The sequence below is a fragment of the Pseudomonas sp. FH4 genome (assembly GCF_000510915.2).
Taxonomy (GTDB): domain Bacteria; phylum Pseudomonadota; class Gammaproteobacteria; order Pseudomonadales; family Pseudomonadaceae; genus Aquipseudomonas; species Aquipseudomonas brenneri.
On sequence record NZ_AOHN01000044.1, the window covers coordinates 386,149 to 403,740 of the forward strand.

The window sequence follows — 17,592 nt, forward strand, 5'->3', positions numbered from 1 at the left end:
GCCTCGCCCTCAGCGTTGCCAGATTTTGCGATAGGCCGCGGCATAACCGTTGTCCGGATCGAAGGTATTACGCGGGCCGCCGTCCACCTGGATATTGTTGGCCGTGATCAAGTGCACCGCCGTCACATAGTTGCTTGGCCCAACCCCGGCAAAGGCGCGGTTCAGTTCGTCGATCAACTGCCAGCCGTGCAAGGTCACCGGCTCCGGTACGGTGGCGGCCTGGTAGCTGGATTTGCGGATGCGCTGGTACGCCGATTCGCTGCCGTCACCCGCCGACAGGCTCAGCGGTGGCTGGTCGGGCTTGCGCCCCAGGCGACTGAGGGACGAGCCGATAAAGTCGAAATACAGGTCATTGATGCCCAGGGTGTAGTTCCACTTGTCGCCAAACCGCTGCAACAACGATGTGGTCAGCTGCGGCATGCGCGACGAGGTTTCAGCCAGCGGCGAATCTTCCAGCGCCAACAGGCTGCACCCGCTGCATTGCTTGATGACCTCGGCCATAGCGTCGGATTTGGCGGTGGCCACCGCGTACAGCGAATCGGTGAGGATCACCACGCCGGCCTTGCCGTCCGATTGCGCCACAGCGTAGTAGGCGGCGATTTTCGCCACATCACCGGGGTCGGTGGTGACATTGACGAACAAGCCTTCCTCGGCCATCGGCCCGGCGCTTGGTCCGGCGTGCCAGCCCACCACGGGGATCTTGGCCGCCTGGACTTTCTTCAGGGTGCTGAGCTGTTCCCGGGCGTCGAAGCCACCCAGAATGATCCCGTCCGGCTTGAGCACGATGCCTTGGTTCAACGCCGCCGTGCGCCCGGACACACTGCCCTGGCCATCAAGGATACGCAGCTTCCAGCCCATGACTTGCGCTGCGGCCTTGACCCCTTCACTGACCCCTAGCACACCGCTGTTGCGCAGGTCCGAGGCGATAAACAGCACCTGTTTGCCCGCTTGCGCCACGGGCCCGCTGTCCGGACCTTGCCAAGTGGTCCAGGGCTGGGTGGCCGCCTCCACCCGTTGCCGGGCCTGTTCGACAAACTCGTCTGCCGCAGCCTGGGCAATACTGGCGAGCGAGATCAAGGCAACACACACGAGCAAGCGGGTACGACGAAACACTTCAAGGCTCATAAGGTTCTCCCAAAAAAATGATGGTTCAGGGTTTGGCCGGTGTATTGCGCACCCGCACCCGGCGCCGGCCCGCATAACCGGCAATGCCGATGGCCAGCAGCAAGGTCACACCGTTGAACAGTGGCTCGACAAAAAACGCCCCGCCCAGTTGCTGGATACCGGCGATGCCCACCGCCAATACCGCCACGCCAATCAGCGTGCCCCACACATTGACTCGGCCCGGCTTGATCGTGGTCGAGCCGAGAAACGCCCCGACCAGGGCCGGCAACAGAAACTCAAGGCCCACGCTGGCCTGGCCGATCTGCAAACGCGAGGCCAGTAACACCCCGGCAAACGCCGTCAACACACCCGACCCCATAAAGGCCCCGACCACATAACGCCGGCAGGGAATACCATTCAACTCGGCCGCTTTCGGGTTGGCACCAATCGCATAGAGAAAACGCCCGATCGGCAGATACTCGGTCACCACCCACAGCAACAGCGCCAGGCCCAGCACGTAGAACGCGGCGATCGGCAAACCGAACAGGCTGGCACCGTTAAGCAACAGAAAGCCTTCTGGCAAATCCCCAAACACCTGGCGGCCACCGCTGTGCCACAACGCCAGGGCGTAGACCACGGTGCCGGTGCCGAGGGTGGCGATAAACGAGTCGATCCTGGCCATTTCCACCAGCAAGCCGTTGATCAGGCCGAACAACAACCCGGCCGCCAGCACGATCAGCACCGAGGCTTGCCAGGAAAAGCCATAACGGGTCTGCAGGCTGATCGCCAGGATGTGCCACAGCACAATGCCGTAGCCCACGGTCAGGTCGATCTTGTTGGTGAGCATCGGCACCATCGCCGCCAGGGCCAGGATCGCGATGATCACCTTGTCGCCCAGGATCGAGTTGAGGTTGAGCAGCGTAGGGAACGAGTCCGGCAGCAGCACCGAGAAAAACACGATCAGCCCCAGCAACAAGACCGGCATGCCGTACACCGGCAGCAGGCGCGAAAAGTCGCGGGTCAGGATCCTCGGGCTAACCGCCGAGGCAGGATTATCAGCGTTCATGGCAGGCCTTCTTGTTATCGATAAAGTTCAATGGAATAGAGGGGTTCAGGCAGCATCGCTGGCCGAAGCGCGGTGTAACAGGCTGCTGAGCGACAGGTCCTCCTTGCCCAGGGTCGCCACCACAGTCGAGCGGCTGAACACCAGGGCACGGTGGGCGATGTTGGCCACCTCCTCGAAATCGGTGGAGATCAACAACACCGCCAGGCCGCGCTCCAAGGCGCGTTGCACCAGCCGGTAGATATCGGCCTTGGCTCCCACGTCGACACCGGCGGTGGGCTCTTCGAGGATCAGCAGGCGCCCGGTGATCTCCAACCAACGGGCCATCACCACTTTTTGCTGATTGCCACCGCTCAGGGTTTCCACCGCACATTCAGTGGCATTGGGCCGTACATCGAATTGCCGGACCAACGCCTCGGCCTGGCGCCGCTCAGCCTGCGGCGAGATCCAGCCCAGCAGCCCTTTGCCGCTGGCCAATGGGTTGAGAAACAGGTTCTCGCGCACCGACAACGGCATTGGCAGCGACTCACCACAACGGTCCCCCGCCACCAACCCCAAGCCTTGGCGCATGGCCTGGGCCGCCGAATGCGTGCGCAACCGCGCACCGTCGAGCAGCACCTCGCCAGCGTCTATCGCCAGCAAACCGAACAAGGCCCGGCCGACGCGCTCCTGCCCAGCGCCACGCAGCCCGGCCAGGGCCAGGATTTCCCCGGCGTGCAGGTCAAAGGACAGACCGCTGACCCCGCCGCACGCCATATCACGCACCTGCAACAGCAACGGGCCGTGACTGCAGGGTGCCGCCTGGTAGAGTTGTTCGGGTTCACGCCCGACAATCTGGCGCACCAGATCCTGGGGGTCGGTTTGGGCGATGGCCTTGCGGCACACCAGCCGACCATCGCGCATCACCGCCACCTGATCGGCCACCCGGAAAATCTCATCCAGGCGATGGGACACATAGATCATGCCCACGCCTTGCACCTGCAAGCGCTTGAGCACCACAAACAGCCGCTCGGCGTCGTCGGCGGGCAGGCTCGCGGTGGGCTCATCCAGCACCAGCAGGCGCGCGTCCACCGCCAGCGCACGGGCAATGGCGACCAGGGATTTCTGGGTGCGCTCCAGCTCACCCACCGGGGTATCCGGGTCAATGCTGTCGTCAACCAGGGCCAGGGCTTCACGGGCCTTGCGCCGTACTTGCCGCCAGTCGATCAGGCCGCCGCGACGGGCAAAACCACAGGTAAAGGCAATGTTTTCGGCAGCACTCAGAGAGTCGATCAACCCCAAATCCTGATGGATAAAGGCGATGCCCTTGCGGTCGGCCTCGGTTTCGATGGGGTGGCCGTCAAATAGAATCCGCCCGCTGTCGAGACGATGCACACCGGCCAGGAGCTTGATCAATGTCGACTTGCCCGCGCCGTTTTCCCCCAGCAGCGCCAGCACGCTGCCGGCCTCGACTTCAAGGCTTACGTGATTGACGGCCAAGGTACCGCCAAAGCTTTTGCAGACATTTTCAAAGTGCAGCAACGGCACTGCGCCGCGCTGGCCAGGTTCGAGAGTATTCATGGATTGCACCGTCATTATTGTTATTCGGGACTACAGCGTGATGCGGTAGACCTGCTGCGCGTTGCGCCAGAAAAACCCTTCGCGCTGCACTGCGTCGTAGCCATCCAACAGGGCATCCATGGCCTGCACCAAAGCGTCATAACCAATGCGCAAACCAGCCACCGGGAAATTACTGGCGAACAGGCAGCGCTCAATACCAAACAGGGCCAGGGTTTCGCGAACCACTGCGCGGTTGCCTTCCATCGTCCAGGGTTGGTCGCGCAACCCCAGTTCGGAAACCTTTACCCAGACGTTGGGTTGGGCCGCCAATGCCTGCATCCCTCGCCGCCAACCGGCCAGGCCGCTCTCACTGCGGTCCCACGGGAAGCCCATGTGGTTGAGCACGATGGTCAATCCCGGAAACATCGCGGCCACCTGTGCCGCCTCTTCCAAATGCCAGTAAGGCACACGTAAATCCCAGGACAGCCCATGCCGCTCCAGCAGCGCCAGGCCTCTGAGCCACTGCTCGTCCTGCAGGCTGCCCGACAAGCCGCGCACAGTGTCCGACTGGTGTAGCGTGGCAGCGGTGAGCGGCTTGCTGCGGATACCTCGCACCAGTGGAAACTCCAGGTGCTGTCCCAGAATGTCGGCGCAGTTATCAGCATGCAGCCAGGCATGGGCCACCACCGCATTCGGGAACCCGTAGCGGGCATATTGCTCATGCACCCAACGGGTCTCCCCCACTTGATCGCTGCGCTCGTGCTCGGCCTCGCAATGCACAGTGGCCAACACCCGGTGCGCAGCGCTGTCGGCCAGGTAATCCGGCGCCCGGTAATGCCGGCGCAAAGGCTGATAGTCACCAAGGAAAAACCCCGGGTCCGGCGCCCCTTGCAGCCACGGGTAACGACCGCAATCCAGGTCCCAGAGGTGATGGTGTGCGTCGATCAGGGTGATCGGTGCAGCCCCGTTCATCTCAAGGCCCAGGCGTTCGTGCAGGCAGAGGCTGCTCACCGCACGATGACCTGGGAGACATCCGGCTCCAGTAGGGTTTCGAAGTAACGCTCGAAGGTCCAGGTATTAAGGTCGAGCATGCCCACGCGCTGGTCCTTGAGGGTGACAAACGCCAGGTCTCGCGTGGGGTGCAGGCTCATGGCAATGGCAGTGCTGTCCAACTCGACACGGCGGATTTGCTCCAACTGCGGGCTGAATACCGAGAGCGATTGTTCGCCGTAATTGGTCACATAAAGCCGGTCCTGGCGGTCGCGGTAGATCCGAGTCGGGTCCGCACCGGTACGCCCACGATGGGTCACTTTCAGGGTCTCGACGTCGACCGCGACGATGCTGTTATCGCCACGCGTGGTCACGTACAACGTGCGCTCGTCACGGCTGAAGCAATTGCCTTCCGGCTGGCTGCCCGGCTGCATGGGCAGCGGCGCAATCGTCGGATCCTGGGGCTTGAGCCGGGTGATGGTGTTGCTCAACAGGTTGAGGGCAAACGCGGTCTCGCCATTGCGAGTCATAGCCACCAGGTGGCTCTTGTAGCCGCCGGAAGGAATCGCCCGGTCCGGTACATCACGCAAGTGGGGCTGATCGAAGATCAGCAAGGTCGAGTTGCCTTCGCTGAGCACGTAGAGGCGGTCCTGATCATCCATCGCCAGGCCATGGGGGCGGCGGAACGGCCAGATGCTCAGAGTGCGTACATGCTCGGCGCGCTCAAGGTCGATGACGAACACCGAGCAACCGCCCTCGCCTTCGTGGCTGGAAGTTTCGATGCCGTAATGGCCGACGTAGGCAAAGCGGTTTTTCGAGTCCACCACAAACTCGTGCGGGAACTCCGGCAACCGGATGTGCTTGAGCACCGCCCCCGTCTGCACGTCATAGAAACTGAAGGTGTGGGCGCATTTTTGCACCAGCAAGAGCACTTCCTGATTCATGGTTCGATTCCTCTTCAAGGTAAGTCTTAGGCCTGTTCGCACTTGCGTGGCAAGGTCATGGCGAGCACCGCCGCCAGCGCCACCGATAGGGCCAGGCTGTAGACGCCGATGCTTTGGGAGTATTGGCTGATCAGTACGCCGACGATGTACGGCCCGCAAAACCCGCCGAGGTTGCCCAGGGCATTGATCAGGCCACGAGCACCGCCAGCCGCTTCAGCGCTGAAAATTTTCGCCGGGATGGTCCAGAAAATCCCCGCTGCCGCTTGCAGGAAGAACCCGCAGCCCACCAGCGCGGCAAAAGACAGCCAGATCTGCTCACGCAGGATCACCGACAACGTCAGGCACAGCGCCAGGCCAGCCAGGGGCACGGCAATAAATGCCCGGCGCTTGCCGCTGCGATCCGACAGGTTGGAGAACATCAGCATGCCGAACATCGCAGCGATATAAGGCAGGGTCGCCAGCATGCCCACCTTGCCCATGCCGCTCTGGGTCAGTTCCTTGACGATGCTCGGCAGCCACAGGGTGTAGCCATAGATACCGGCCTGGTAGAAGAAGTTGAGGGCGATCAGATGCCATAGGGTCTTGTCAGCCATGACCTCGGACAACGAGGCGTTTTTCACGGCCTTGGCGGCAATGGCTTTCTGTTCTTCGGCCAGGGTGGTGATCAAGTAATCGCGCTCACGCTCACTGATCCACTTGGCCTCTTGCGGTCGGTCGCTGATGGTCAGCATCCACAACACCATCACCACCGCCGACAACAGGCCTTCGATGATGAACAGCATCCGCCAGTCCAGGGCCGCAATAATCCAGCCGGATAACGGCGCGGTGATGATGCCGGCCAATGGCACGAACATGATCACAATCGCGTTGGCCCGCCCGCGCTCCTTGTCGGGGAACCAGTTGCTGATCATGGTCAACACCACCGGCAACATACCGCCCTCGGCCACCCCCAGGGCAAAACGCAGGAACAGCAATTGATAGTGGTTGGTGACAAAGCCCGTGAGGATCGAAATCACCGCCCAGGCCAGCAGCGACCAGCCGATGAAGCGTTTGCCACTGCCATGTACCGCCAACTTGCCGCCGGGCACTTGCAGGAACAGGTAGCCGACAAAAAAGATACCGCCCGCCAGGCCCACCATACTGGCAGAAACACCCAGTTCGTCAGCCATGCCACCGGGCATGGCGAAGGCGATATTGATGCGGTCCATGTAAGACATGATGCAGGTGATGACAATCGGTGGAATCACCCGTAGCCAACGAAGATCGACAACGGGCGGACTCTGGGTAGTCGCCGGGGAGCTGGTTTGCATATCTTGATTCCCACTTATTATTTTTTTTGTGGAAGCGCTTGAGTACTTGGGTTGCTAGCGCCGGTTGAGGCCCATGCGGCAAGCGATTTCGAAGGCCTGGCGCATCGCGCCGACGTTGGCCTTGCCCTGCCCAGCGATATCAAACGCGGTACCGTGGGCCGGCGTGGTGATCGGGATCGGCAGGCCGCCCTGCACCGTGACGCCACGGGAAAAGCCCATCAACTTGATCGCGATCTGGCCCTGGTCGTGGTACATGGTGACCACCGCATCGAAGGCATTGGCATCACCCTGGACCTTGAGGAAGATCGTGTCGGCCGGGTACGGGCCATCGGCATCGATCCCCAGGACCTGGGCGGACTTGACTGCCGGGCCGATGATGTCCAACTCCTCACGACCAAAACTGCCGTTGTCACCGTTGTGCGGGTTGAGCCCGCAGACGCCGATGCGCGGCTGCGGCAAACCGCTGCGCTTGAGTGCCGTGTCGATCAACTGGATGGCCTGCACCACCCGTTCCTGGCTCAGCAAGCCTGGCACCTGGGCCAGCGCCACGTGGGATGTCACCCGGGAAGTCCAGAGGTTGTCGAGTACGTTGAATTCGCAGAACGGCCCGTCAAAATCCAACAGCTCGGCAAACCAGTGCAACTCGTCGCTATGCTCCATCCCGGCCATGTGCAGGGAGGTTTTGTTCAGCGGACCAAACAGCAGGGCATCGGTGGTGCCTTGCTGGGTCAGGCGCAGGCCTGTTTGCAGGGTGTCGAGGCTGTAGCGGCCACCGTTGGCGCTGGCCTGGGCATAGACAAAGTCACAACTGGCATCGCCTCGGAAGGGGTAGAACAGCGGCGTATCGTCGCTGAACACCAGGTCATCCAGAGAGTCGATGGTGCGGTAGGGAAACGACAGGCCGGCGATCGCCATACCACGCAGCATTTGCGCTTCATCGGCAATCAACAGCACATTGGCCTGGGCGCGGACAACAGGGTCAGCCAGCAACCGGGCCACCAGCTCGGGGCCGATACCGGCGGGGTCGCCCAGGACCATGGCAATGCGGGGTGCGGTCATGCGGGATTCCTCTTAAAACGGCGTGCATTGTTGTTCTTGTATAGGGGCGCAGTTACAAAAGATATCGCCCGTTGGATGGCATGAACTATCAACGCTACGAGTGATAACCGTCCAATCAAAGGTGATGATAGGGCGATACACTGAGGTTATCGCCAGATGCCCCCACTTCCCCCTTGGCAAGCCTGCACAATTCTTGTAACTCTGGGTGCTCTCCTCCTGACCCGAGTCTTGTCCATGAGCCGAATTCCCGAAGCGCACCTGATCCACAGCCGCCTGCGCCTGAGGCAATTGCGCTTGATGCTGGCTCTGGATGAATTGGGCTCATTGCGCAGGGCCGCCGATGAAATCGGCATGACCCAACCCGCCGCCACCAAGATGCTGCACGAGGCCGAAAACCTGCTGGGGGTCGAGTTGTTCGAGCGCATGTCCCGTGGGATGCGGGCCACGCCGTTTGGCGAAACGGTGATTTACTACGCCAGGATGGTGTTCGCCGAGCTGTCAGGCATGCGTGAAGAACTGGCCGCGCTGGAATCCGGCAACCTGGGCCGGGTGACCATCGGCGCGATTCCGGCACTGGCGTCCGGGTTGCTGACCCGCACTATTGCCACCCTCAAACAGAGTCATCCTCGCCTCTCGATGAGCATCCAGGTAGACACCAGCGACGTGCTGGTCCAGGCCCTGTTGCAGGACCAGTTGGACGTGGTTTTGGGGCGTATCCCGCCTGGCGCCCGCGCCGATGAATTGCTCTTCGACAGCCTCGGCGAGGAAGCCCTGTGCGTGATCGTCGGCGCCCAACACCCGTTGGCCAGCGCCACGGCCCAGGACCTGAGCTGGGGCCAACTGCAAGGCATGACCTGGGTCTTGCAGCAACACCCCAGCCCGATGCGCTCGATCATCAACCAGGCGTTCTACAACGCTCAACTCGACATCCCGAGCAGCATCGTCGAAACCACCTCGATCATGACCCTGCTGTCACTGATCCAGCAGACCGACATGTTGGGCGTCACACCGTTGTCGGTGGTCAATGAATACCCCGGCAAACACCTGCTGGCCGTACTGCCGATCGAGTTTGAACCGCGCCTGCCGCCGTATGGCTTGATTACCCGGCGGCATCGGATCAAGTCGTCAGCCATGCAGGCATTTATGGGGTCGGTGAGGACTGTGTATGAGCAACAGGTTCAGGAGACGGATTGACTTGCCCCAGAAACTCGACGATCAGGGAGGCCGTCTGCTGCTGGATCACCTCACGCGGTCGCGCGCCGTCGCCATCCCGGCAGATCATGCCGTCGCCTGGCGAGCTCTCTTCGATCAGCGCCTCGCCGCCTGACTTGCAGATCGCCATGAAGCTGAAGTGAGTCGCGTCGCTGATCTCGACATAACGCGTCGATGCCGGGGGCAGGCGCTTGGCCAAGTCAGCCGACTCCAACTCGGCGGGAAGCTCCGTTGAAGGCACGCCCGCAGCAATCACCAGCGTCGGCACCGGCAACGCCGCGAGGCTGGCATCGGTAAACCCACGGGACAGGCCCAGGTCCAGTGACACAATGGCGCTGACGCGCTGATCACTCAAGTCTGCCGCCAACTGCGCCTGCGCAGCCGCAGTACTGGCGGGGTTCATCTGCTGGTAGACCGCGCAAGGGGCCAACTGCGAGTGAACCTTGCAGTCCTGGGCGTAACGCTCTGGGTCGAAACGTGCGCCGGCGACTTCCAGCGCCGTCCAACCGCCGAGTGAATGACCTACCACCGCAATTCGATGATCAGCGACTGCCCCAAACTGTTTGGGCTGCGCGATCACCCCATCAATCGCCCGACGGATATCGACCGGCCGCTGCCACAACTGCGCGGCCGCCTCCGGCCGACGGTCCTTGCTGGTCGTACCAGGATGATTGACCGCCGCCACGATAAAACCCTGATGCGCCAGGGCACTGGCCAGCCACACCTGGTTGCCCCAATTACCGCCGAAGCCATGGGAAAGCACCACCAATGGATGCTTGCCGATAGACGGCGGCGCATTGCGCACGGCTGGGGCGCCGATGAATACGGCGTTATCGGCGATCAATTCGGGCGTGGCGGTGGTGGCGCTGGGGTACCAGACGACCATCTCCAATGGGCGCTCGTTGCTTGGGTCTGCCAGGGTGGAAGTCTGGAAGCCAATGGCGTTATTACTGGCAAGTGCGGGGGTGGTTACACAGATCAGAAGCAGAGCGCCGAGGGATGCTTTCAATGGATCTTCCTTGATTGGACCAACTGAGTGAGCGTTGGAATATAACGGAACAGATTCACTGCGTATTCCCATATCACGTGCTTGCAGGCGCCGAAAAATCAAAAACCACCGATTTTATCTAGCCGAATCATGGGGTTGTGTTGTAAAAAATCCTCGACTCAGACCCGATTCAAACAACAAGACCCTATAAAAATGAAAATACTGTTCATCGCTTCGCTGGGATTGCTATCGCTCATTCAACCTTCACTGTCCGTTGCGGATAATGCCAATGGAAAAAACCTCTATTTGCAAAGATGCGCCATGTGCCACGGAACAGATATCAAAGGAACCGGGCCATTGGCGAATAAAAGCAATCCCCCTACGCCAAACCTTACAACAACCGCCTTCAAGAAACGGCTGGGTGATTATCCGGGCGTTATTGTCTCATCGATAATACTTCGTCCAAATGGAGACTTGATTCCAAGAACCCTACGAGAGAATGGTGTGAAGTTGTCGCCACATTCTTGGAGCATTCAGGATCTACGCGACTTGAATCAATACATGAGTCGTGTGATTTCAAAAAGCTGATGAGGTTTAGAAAAGAGCAGCCTCTAAAAGGCTGCGTACCGGGATTCAAGGTTTATATAAGCGGCGATCAACATTGCTCTGAAAAGAGGGCAGATTTATGTTCTGTACTCTAAACGCCCGCCATTGATCGAGCGTAGACACACCGGCTGGCGCGGCGGAGGTATTTTCGCAGACACCAAAAACCACAAACCCCCGGATTTCTCTAGGAAAACCGGGGGTTTGTGTTTGTAGAATGTGGCGGTGAAGGAGAGATTCGAAACTACCCGTTCGCGGTTTTCGAAACCAAGGCCCCCGGTTTATAAGGGCTGCAGCCCGGTGGTGCGCACAAGATCTGTCCCATGGCAGTCCCATGGCTAAAATGCACCAGGTTGCAGAAAACGGTCACAACAGGCGTTTTGAACGATTTATGTTGAGCCATGGGAAAAAGGTAATTTTGGTAATGAGCTGTCAAAAACCTTATAAACCTCAATAAAATCAGGTAGTTGGTAAAATTTATAGAGATAATAATAAGGTAAGTAAGTGGTTAGAAAATTACTTTCAGAGACAGTAATGCCAGTGAGCTGCCAAACCCAGTAAAATGGGGGGCTGAACAAAACATTACCTCTCTCGTTACCTTATATTACCCTCCGAGGTAATAGCTGAAAGCCACGTTCTATAAGGGCTCCAGCCAATTCTGACCTACCAATTACTAAAATTACCCTTTTCCCACCCCTCGTCTGGAAAATGGTCATGCGCCCATCGTTTCGGCGTTGTTTTTCCACACGCTCTGGATTGGTACTGACAGCCTGAACTTGATGGTGATGCTGTGCAATGCCGCAGAATGCTGGAAACCCCGACAGGCTGGGCCTCACAGTCGTTTTTGCGTAGGGTCCGAAAGCGACTGGTTGAGCCCTGATATGAACGGTTCCGAAAACGAAAACACCGCCTGCAGTAGGTTTTCACAGCCATAGCCCCCGTAAACCGGGCACCTCGTCTGCGTGACCACTCCCCTACCGCCTCGTGGCGTATGTGCAAGGCCACTGCACTTTTTTGCAAAGCCTTGCACTCTGTGCAATTGCGAAACCTCCCCCAGAGCCCGCAGCGGGCTTGAGCTGGGGCACCGTTTGCACCCCACTACCCGTTTGCACAAAAAAGGGACACAAAGCCCGTCGGCGGGAGGGGGATAAGTGCTTTTTTGCAGCTATTTTTTCCGTCTTAGACGTTTTTTGAGCTATGAGGGGTAATGGACTAATTGACAGCAATAAGATTGGCTGGCGTACTGCCATGTCTAGCAGGACGGTCAGCAATGGCGAAACTCACAGCAGGCATATGCGACGTCGTAAAAACCGTTATCAGGTGCCGTTAGCTTCTACAGGGAACAGTGCGATGTTTTCGTTAAGAGATTACGCAGAGGGTGTACGTAAGAACGACTTACTTATCGATTTCGTGTCTATAACTATCTGGCAACCGTGCGCCAATGGATTAAAGCTAAGCGGCCACGGACTTGTAAAAATCAATGCTTCCGGGGCGCTACTTTGTGACTTTATTTGCACCAACGCTACCGGACTAAATTTAGACGCTTTTGGTGAAAGCTACCAATTTGATAACGAAGATGATTCAAAAAATCTGAAATTCATAGCTGTCGACATCCAGGGCAAGACATGGGAAGCGGAAAACTTTGCACTTCATTTAACAATGATGAGCGCAGACCCGCCATTCAAATGTGAATTTTTTCTCAGCGAAATAGTACATTGCTCAAAGCAAACCATTCCAGTACAGCAACAAAACTACCTTTGGTTTGAAAGTCTAGAATCCAGCTATATCCCAAAAAACAAAGTAAACACAATCAAAGACACTCTTACAGGCGAGTCATTTAAAAGAAATCAGACTAAGCTTGACTTGAGCGACTTCGAAGTCTCAATCATCGATCAACAGGACTACACAACAGTTTATGCAAATGGAAATTTTGATATAGACAGTTTGTTCGAAGCATTAAAGTTTTATATCGGCTTCACCAGTGGAACCATGCCCTCAGCATATGTCTTAACGACGCGAGCCGGCGACGATATGAAGCACCATATCAGAAGCATAAACAAAAAAATAAATCAAACCAGAATCCCCAGACCAATTAATCACATGCTTATGCTTTCGCTAGATGAGTGGAATGATCCTCATCACTTTAAACTACTTCAAAACATTCTAGTAATTCAAAAAAAATTACCGCGCTTTTTCAACAGCACAGTTAGCCAATGGAAGCGGGTATGGCAGGGCTTCAATGCCACTCAGTCGATTACAGCGTTGACGCTTACTGTGTCAATAGAAGGACTGCTTATAGATTTGTTCATTCCCGAACTGGAAGCGGAAAGAGCAGATGCCGATTTCGAAAACCAAAAAAACGAAATAATTAAAACTTTAAAAAAAACCGAAATAAACTCTATTCATTTAGAGACTATCATTACACATGTGATGCGATGGGGAAATATTCACGCTAATGCTGCATTAAAAATCCTCGCTGAAAAAGGACTTATCACAAAAAACGAAGTTAAAGCGTGGGTAGATTTGAGGAATTCTTCTGCGCACCCAAAATTCGCTGAAATGACTGCAAAGAGAGAAGCGAAGGAGCGTGGTCGTCTAATGCGGTGCTTGACTCTCTTCTATAAGTTAAATTTGAATATATATGGATATACTGGTGCTTACACACTGTATGAGCCCAATGAAGTCATGGACGTCATGATGCCGGCAGTTGAAATCTTCAACGTGGCATTTGAGCCATCAAACAAAGTCGAGTAACAAATAAACATCCCTCAATATAAATTTACCGCGAACGTGCTCTCTAGCCAGAGCCATTAGCAAAAGGCACATACAGATATGCAATCAATTGACATCCTAAACTTTATTGCAAAAGCCATAGAGAAATCACTCTCAGCAGAGGTATTCATAGCCCTAGTAGCCGCATATATAGGGGCAAGGGCAACCAGCAAGGCGACAACAAAAGCTCACAACTTCTCAATCGAAAAATCAAAAACCGACAACCTTGAAAACACCCGAAACACGCTTAAATTGATCAAGGTCGAATTAACCTCAGCATGGGACATATATTACTCTGAATACGGCTCTGACCTTCTGCAACTACCAGAAGGAGAAGCGTGCGTCGATATTTTCGCTATTGGAGATAACCCTTTTCCTATTTACGACTCCGCGCACTCATGCCTAGCTAACATAGATCCAGAAATATCGGCAAACATTGTTCGTATCTACATGAGAGTCAAAGGTTTAGTTTCAATGATCAATCTAAATAACGCCGACTGCCAAACCATATATGAGGCGGGCAGGAATGCAACTCAAGAACTTGCAAACAAATTTATTGCCGAGGGAAAGGAGCTTAATGAGGAGCTTGCTAAAAAACTAGAGGAGTATCATGATTATTATGCCCATCAGGAAGCCAAAAAACTACGAATGAACCGGACTTCTTACTCCATGAAGTTACTAACAATCGAACTTCAAGATTTACTAGCGATCGCAGAGGCTGATATTGACCGCCTTACTGCCACTACGACTCACTAACAGCTATTACAGAGTAATCAAATCAACTTTTTCGCCCATTCTTTTAGAAGACTCAGCATACTGAGTAAAAGCAACTGCATTAGAAGGAGCAGGCGTAGGACCGTGTGTGTGTACTGCTATTTGAGAGTTCATGTGCTCCACGAGTTTGAGCAAATCACAAAGGATCTGAAAAATATTCACGCTTTCAGACCCGATATGGCTCTTTGGTGCCACCAACCGCTGACTGACTGAAGCTACGCTTTTACGCAGTCCCTCAATCCTTTCCTCCATATCGCCACCCACCGTGGCGTTGTGCTTCTGCCCCACCACCAGGTTCAAGTCCCGCCCGGTCGCTTGGTGCAGATCATCCACCGCCGCCATGCTCGCAGATCCGCCCGACAGCAACTTGAGCGCGCCCAAGGCCTCAAGCGTCTTGATGCCGCCTACCGACTCGGTTGAATGGTCGTCCACCGTCCTGGTGTGGTTCTGATATCGCTCCGTGTTGCCCATGGCCTCCACTTCCCGCTCGATCGCCTTGTCCAGGATCTTGCCGTCAGTCTGGCGTAGCCAGTTGCCGTCGGCATCGACACGCTGCTGACACGCTTCGCTGTGCTGCCACACCTGGTCACCCTTCGGCACGCTGGGCATGCTCAGGCCGTGGGGCAGGATGGTTTGGATATAGGGCTTGTGCGGCAGGCCATAGGCAAAGCACACCACCACCTGGGTGCCTTCCTCGGGAAAAGCATAAATGCCCATTTCCTCGCCACCCGTGGGCAGCGGTAACGGCACCCCGGCCAGGATCGGCAGTTTGCTGTCTGGCTCGCCATCCGGCCCCAGGACTTCGATATCAACCGCATAGCGCGGCCGAAAGTCGTCACAGATCCCGGCGCCGGCCGGGGCGTCGGCCACGGCGACAACCCGGGCAAAGCGTGGCAGGTGGTAACCGCCGGTGAGTTCGGGGAATTGTCGCTCTACGCTGCGCTTGATTGCGTCGTCCATCGGATGGCCATCTGGTTATCGACGAGGGCCACACTAGTGATGCGCTCGCCGTGGTTAATCGTTGCACCTGGTCGTAACCCGGGAAGGGCTGCAATCATCGCGCTTTGGTTGCCCTGGTAGTCGTCGAACAGTTCCGCCAGCAGCTGCAGTGGCGGGCGAACGCCAAAGAAGCTGTCAGCCCAACTGCCCACGAACACCTCCCCATCACCCTGCTGCTGCCAGATGAAGTCGGGGATGTTGAATACCCGGGCCAGGCTGTCCATCGCTTGGTAACCGGCGGCCAGGCTGTAGAAGAACGGCGCCTTAACCCCGGCATAGGGTTTGTCTGGCACACGAAAGCGCAAGCCGGTGTGCTGGCTGATCTCGACCAGGACGGCGCGCAGATCAACGTGGCGCAGGTTCAGCGGCAGCGGGTTGGCCAGGATCGCCGCCAGTTCGCGACAGAACAGCACCTGCTGGGTGCTGCTGGCCGTGGTGGAGCGTTCGACGTAGCCAATGAAGTGACGCTGCAGCGTGCTGTCGTTGTAGCCGATATCGAGTGTCACCAACCCTTTGACCGGCGCTGTAGCCTGGATGGTGAATGTCGCCCGGCCGGGGCTCTTTGCGTCCAGCCGAACTTCGTTTTTGACCAGGACATAGGGCACGCCACCGATGGCCAACACCTTGTGCAGCTTCATGGGGTGTTACTCCCGCCCAGCCAGCCATCCACTTTTTTCAGCGTGGCTTCAAAGCCTGTCAGTTCCTCGGGGCCTTCGCTGGATCCACCACCGCCGCCGGTGCCGCCCACCGCCCCGCCGGGGCCTGATTGGGCTGTCACCTTGTTACCTGGGCGCCTACCTTCGACTTTCTCGGGGTTGGACAGCTTTTCGGTCAGGGTGAACTGGATCAGCCAACCGCGCAGGTTGTCGTCTTCCCGGGCGCTCACGCCTTCGGTGAACGTCACCTGGCGCATGCCGAACGCGGCCGCCGTGTCGTTGACGATGCGGTAGGTCTTGAGCTGGCCACCGCCGGCGGTCGCTTCCACCAGGCGCATCAGGTCGCGCAATTGCACCTGGTCAACAAATGGAATCATCAGCGTGACTGTCAGTGTCTTGGGCTTGAAGCCCTTGTGCCCCTTGTCGGTGTTGCTGGTTTGGCCTGACAGATCGTCGCTCTCAATGCGCAGATTGCCGGTGACCTTGAGGTTCTTGCCGCGTACCTCTTGCCCGTCGAGTAATAGCGTCATAGGCCCACCAGCTCCCGAACAAAGCTCAGGCCCTGCTCAGATCCCACCAGCAGCGCGCCGGCACACAACACCCACTCATGCCCCGGGGCCTCGCCTTGCAACAGCGCCTGGCGCAGCTCGGTGGCGTTACCCGGGCCGATCAGGCGCGCGCGCATGCTGCTGTCGGGGTTGCCGTTGGCCAGCAGGGCTTTCAGGTCATCCAGTTGTTTGTCGCGGCTTTGCTGTTGTGCGGCCTTGCGCGTGGCCAGGGCCGAAAGGTCCGCCATGGGCGAGCTGTCGGCCGCGTAGCTTTCCAGGACAGAAAGCTGGCCGGCCATGGATTGCTGGGCAGCCTTGACCACCGTGCAGCGCTCCAGGGGCAGTGTCTGCCAACGGGGCAACGCGCCGGCGGTGGGGATCTCCCACTTTTCCGTTTCCAACTTCGACAGGTGCCGCGCTCGGCGTTCGGCTCGCACCAGGTCAGGCATCGGCAACAACGCATTGAAGCGCGCCAGGCTCTCGGCCAACTGATCAAAGCGCGTGGCCAGGAACATCAGACACAGGGCGAACTGGGGGCCATCGGGCCGGCCGGTGTCGCTCACGTCCACCAGTTTGCCGGCGAGCTGCTGCAGCAAGTTCGGCGCTGACAGGAAACGCTGATATCCGCGGCCCTGGCCAATGCCGCTTTGAAACGGCGTTACCACCAGGCACGCCGGCGCCTCGCCCATCTGAGAGGCGAGCGCGTCACGGCCTGCAGTGATCGCGCCCTGGGCGGCATCACCGACCGGCCCCCGGTTGGTGCTGGTCTTACCGCCCAGGTCTGCCAGACGCTTGGCCGTGCTGGCCTGCTCGGTGCTGGCCAGATCCTTGGCCGCTGACAGCTGGCCCATCCATTGGGTGGCCTGACTTGGCCAGCGCATGGTCACCGGCGCCCAGTTCATGGCAGCAGGCTCTCCCAGGTCACTACCTCCATGGCGTTCAAGTCGCCATGGGCCAGGGCATGGTCCAGCCGCTGTTTAAGCACATTGGCCCGCTGCAGCAGCTCCATTTTGAAGGTGGTGAAGTCTTCG

16 protein-coding genes are annotated in these 17,592 nt (G+C 57.8%); 4 read left to right on the forward strand and 12 right to left on the reverse strand.

Features of this window, described 5'->3' with window-relative positions; genetic code table 11:
* Positions 1-9 precede the first annotated feature (9 nt).
* From H097_RS26010 to H097_RS26040, 7 genes are read right to left on the reverse strand one after another with little or no spacing between them, the layout of a single operon-like run.
* Positions 10-1,125 carry a substrate-binding domain-containing protein gene (locus H097_RS26010; protein WP_032863420.1) on the reverse strand — a complete coding sequence of 372 codons (1,116 nt, stop codon included), beginning with the start codon at positions 1,123-1,125 and terminating at the stop codon, positions 10-12.
* A gap of 25 nt (positions 1,126-1,150) precedes the next feature.
* Positions 1,151-2,170, reverse strand: coding sequence for an ABC transporter permease (locus H097_RS26015; RefSeq protein WP_032863421.1), 1,020 nt, complete (start codon positions 2,168-2,170; stop codon positions 1,151-1,153).
* Between the two features lie 45 nt (positions 2,171-2,215).
* Positions 2,216-3,727, reverse strand: a complete 1,512-nt coding sequence (locus tag H097_RS26020; RefSeq protein ID WP_050593450.1) for a sugar ABC transporter ATP-binding protein — start codon at positions 3,725-3,727, stop codon at positions 2,216-2,218.
* Positions 3,728-3,757: 30 nt separating this feature from the next.
* Positions 3,758-4,717 (reverse strand): amidohydrolase family protein, encoded by a 960-nt coding sequence (locus H097_RS26025; RefSeq protein ID WP_241495444.1) that lies wholly within the window; start codon positions 4,715-4,717, stop codon positions 3,758-3,760.
* Complete coding sequence (locus tag H097_RS26030) at positions 4,714-5,640, reverse strand: YncE family protein (protein ID WP_032863422.1); 927 nt, start codon at positions 5,638-5,640, stop codon at positions 4,714-4,716. Before H097_RS26030 ends, H097_RS26025 begins: the two co-directional genes overlap by 4 nt.
* A 26-nt stretch (positions 5,641-5,666) precedes the next feature.
* Positions 5,667-6,950, reverse strand: coding sequence for an MFS transporter (locus H097_RS26035; RefSeq protein WP_032863423.1), 1,284 nt, complete (start codon positions 6,948-6,950; stop codon positions 5,667-5,669).
* Positions 6,951-7,004: 54 nt separating this feature from the next.
* The gene (locus tag H097_RS26040; protein WP_032863424.1) at positions 7,005-8,009 is read right to left on the reverse strand and encodes a 4-hydroxythreonine-4-phosphate dehydrogenase PdxA; all 1,005 of its coding nucleotides are present in this window, start codon (positions 8,007-8,009) and stop codon (positions 7,005-7,007) included.
* 234 nt (positions 8,010-8,243) lie between these two features.
* Here H097_RS26040 and H097_RS26045 point away from each other — a divergent pair, with 234 nt between their 5' ends.
* Positions 8,244-9,203 (forward strand): LysR family transcriptional regulator, encoded by a 960-nt coding sequence (locus tag H097_RS26045; RefSeq protein ID WP_032863425.1) that lies wholly within the window; start codon positions 8,244-8,246, stop codon positions 9,201-9,203.
* On the opposite strand, the gene H097_RS26050 is transcribed toward H097_RS26045, so the two are convergent.
* Positions 9,151-10,230, reverse strand: coding sequence for an alpha/beta fold hydrolase (locus H097_RS26050; protein ID WP_050593451.1), 1,080 nt, complete (start codon positions 10,228-10,230; stop codon positions 9,151-9,153). The two genes, H097_RS26045 and H097_RS26050, sit on opposite strands and share 53 nt — an antisense overlap.
* A 192-nt stretch (positions 10,231-10,422) precedes the next feature.
* On the opposite strand from H097_RS26050, the gene H097_RS28075 reads away from it, so the two are divergent.
* The 3 genes from H097_RS28075 to H097_RS26060 all read left to right on the forward strand — a co-directional run bounded on the left by H097_RS28075 (position 10,423) and on the right by H097_RS26060 (position 14,340).
* On the forward strand, positions 10,423-10,797 hold the full coding sequence (locus H097_RS28075) for a cytochrome c (RefSeq protein WP_082445674.1): 375 nt from the start codon (positions 10,423-10,425) through the stop codon (positions 10,795-10,797).
* A 1,263-nt stretch (positions 10,798-12,060) separates the two neighbouring features.
* The gene (locus tag H097_RS26055) at positions 12,061-13,566 is read left to right on the forward strand and encodes a hypothetical protein (RefSeq protein ID WP_156356827.1); all 1,506 of its coding nucleotides are present in this window, start codon (positions 12,061-12,063) and stop codon (positions 13,564-13,566) included.
* Between the two features lie 78 nt (positions 13,567-13,644).
* Positions 13,645-14,340 carry a hypothetical protein gene (locus H097_RS26060; RefSeq protein WP_032863427.1) on the forward strand — a complete coding sequence of 232 codons (696 nt, stop codon included), beginning with the start codon at positions 13,645-13,647 and terminating at the stop codon, positions 14,338-14,340.
* Between the two features lie 6 nt (positions 14,341-14,346).
* On the opposite strand, the gene H097_RS26065 is transcribed toward H097_RS26060, so the two are convergent.
* Genes H097_RS26065 through H097_RS26080 form a run of 4 tightly spaced genes read right to left on the reverse strand, consistent with a single transcriptional unit; the run spans position 14,347 to position 17,463 of the window.
* Entirely contained in the window at positions 14,347-15,318 is a 972-nt protein-coding gene (locus H097_RS26065; protein WP_032863428.1) for a hypothetical protein, read from the reverse strand.
* Positions 15,291-15,995: a hypothetical protein gene (locus H097_RS26070; RefSeq protein ID WP_032863429.1), complete on the reverse strand. Its 705-nt coding sequence runs from the start codon at positions 15,993-15,995 to the stop codon at positions 15,291-15,293. Before H097_RS26070 ends, H097_RS26065 begins: the two co-directional genes overlap by 28 nt.
* Positions 15,992-16,543 carry a hypothetical protein gene (locus tag H097_RS26075; RefSeq protein WP_032863430.1) on the reverse strand — a complete coding sequence of 184 codons (552 nt, stop codon included), beginning with the start codon at positions 16,541-16,543 and terminating at the stop codon, positions 15,992-15,994. Before H097_RS26075 ends, H097_RS26070 begins: the two co-directional genes overlap by 4 nt.
* Positions 16,540-17,463 (reverse strand): hypothetical protein, encoded by a 924-nt coding sequence (locus tag H097_RS26080; RefSeq protein ID WP_032863431.1) that lies wholly within the window; start codon positions 17,461-17,463, stop codon positions 16,540-16,542. Before H097_RS26080 ends, H097_RS26075 begins: the two co-directional genes overlap by 4 nt.
* Between the last annotated feature and the right edge of the window lie 129 nt (positions 17,464-17,592).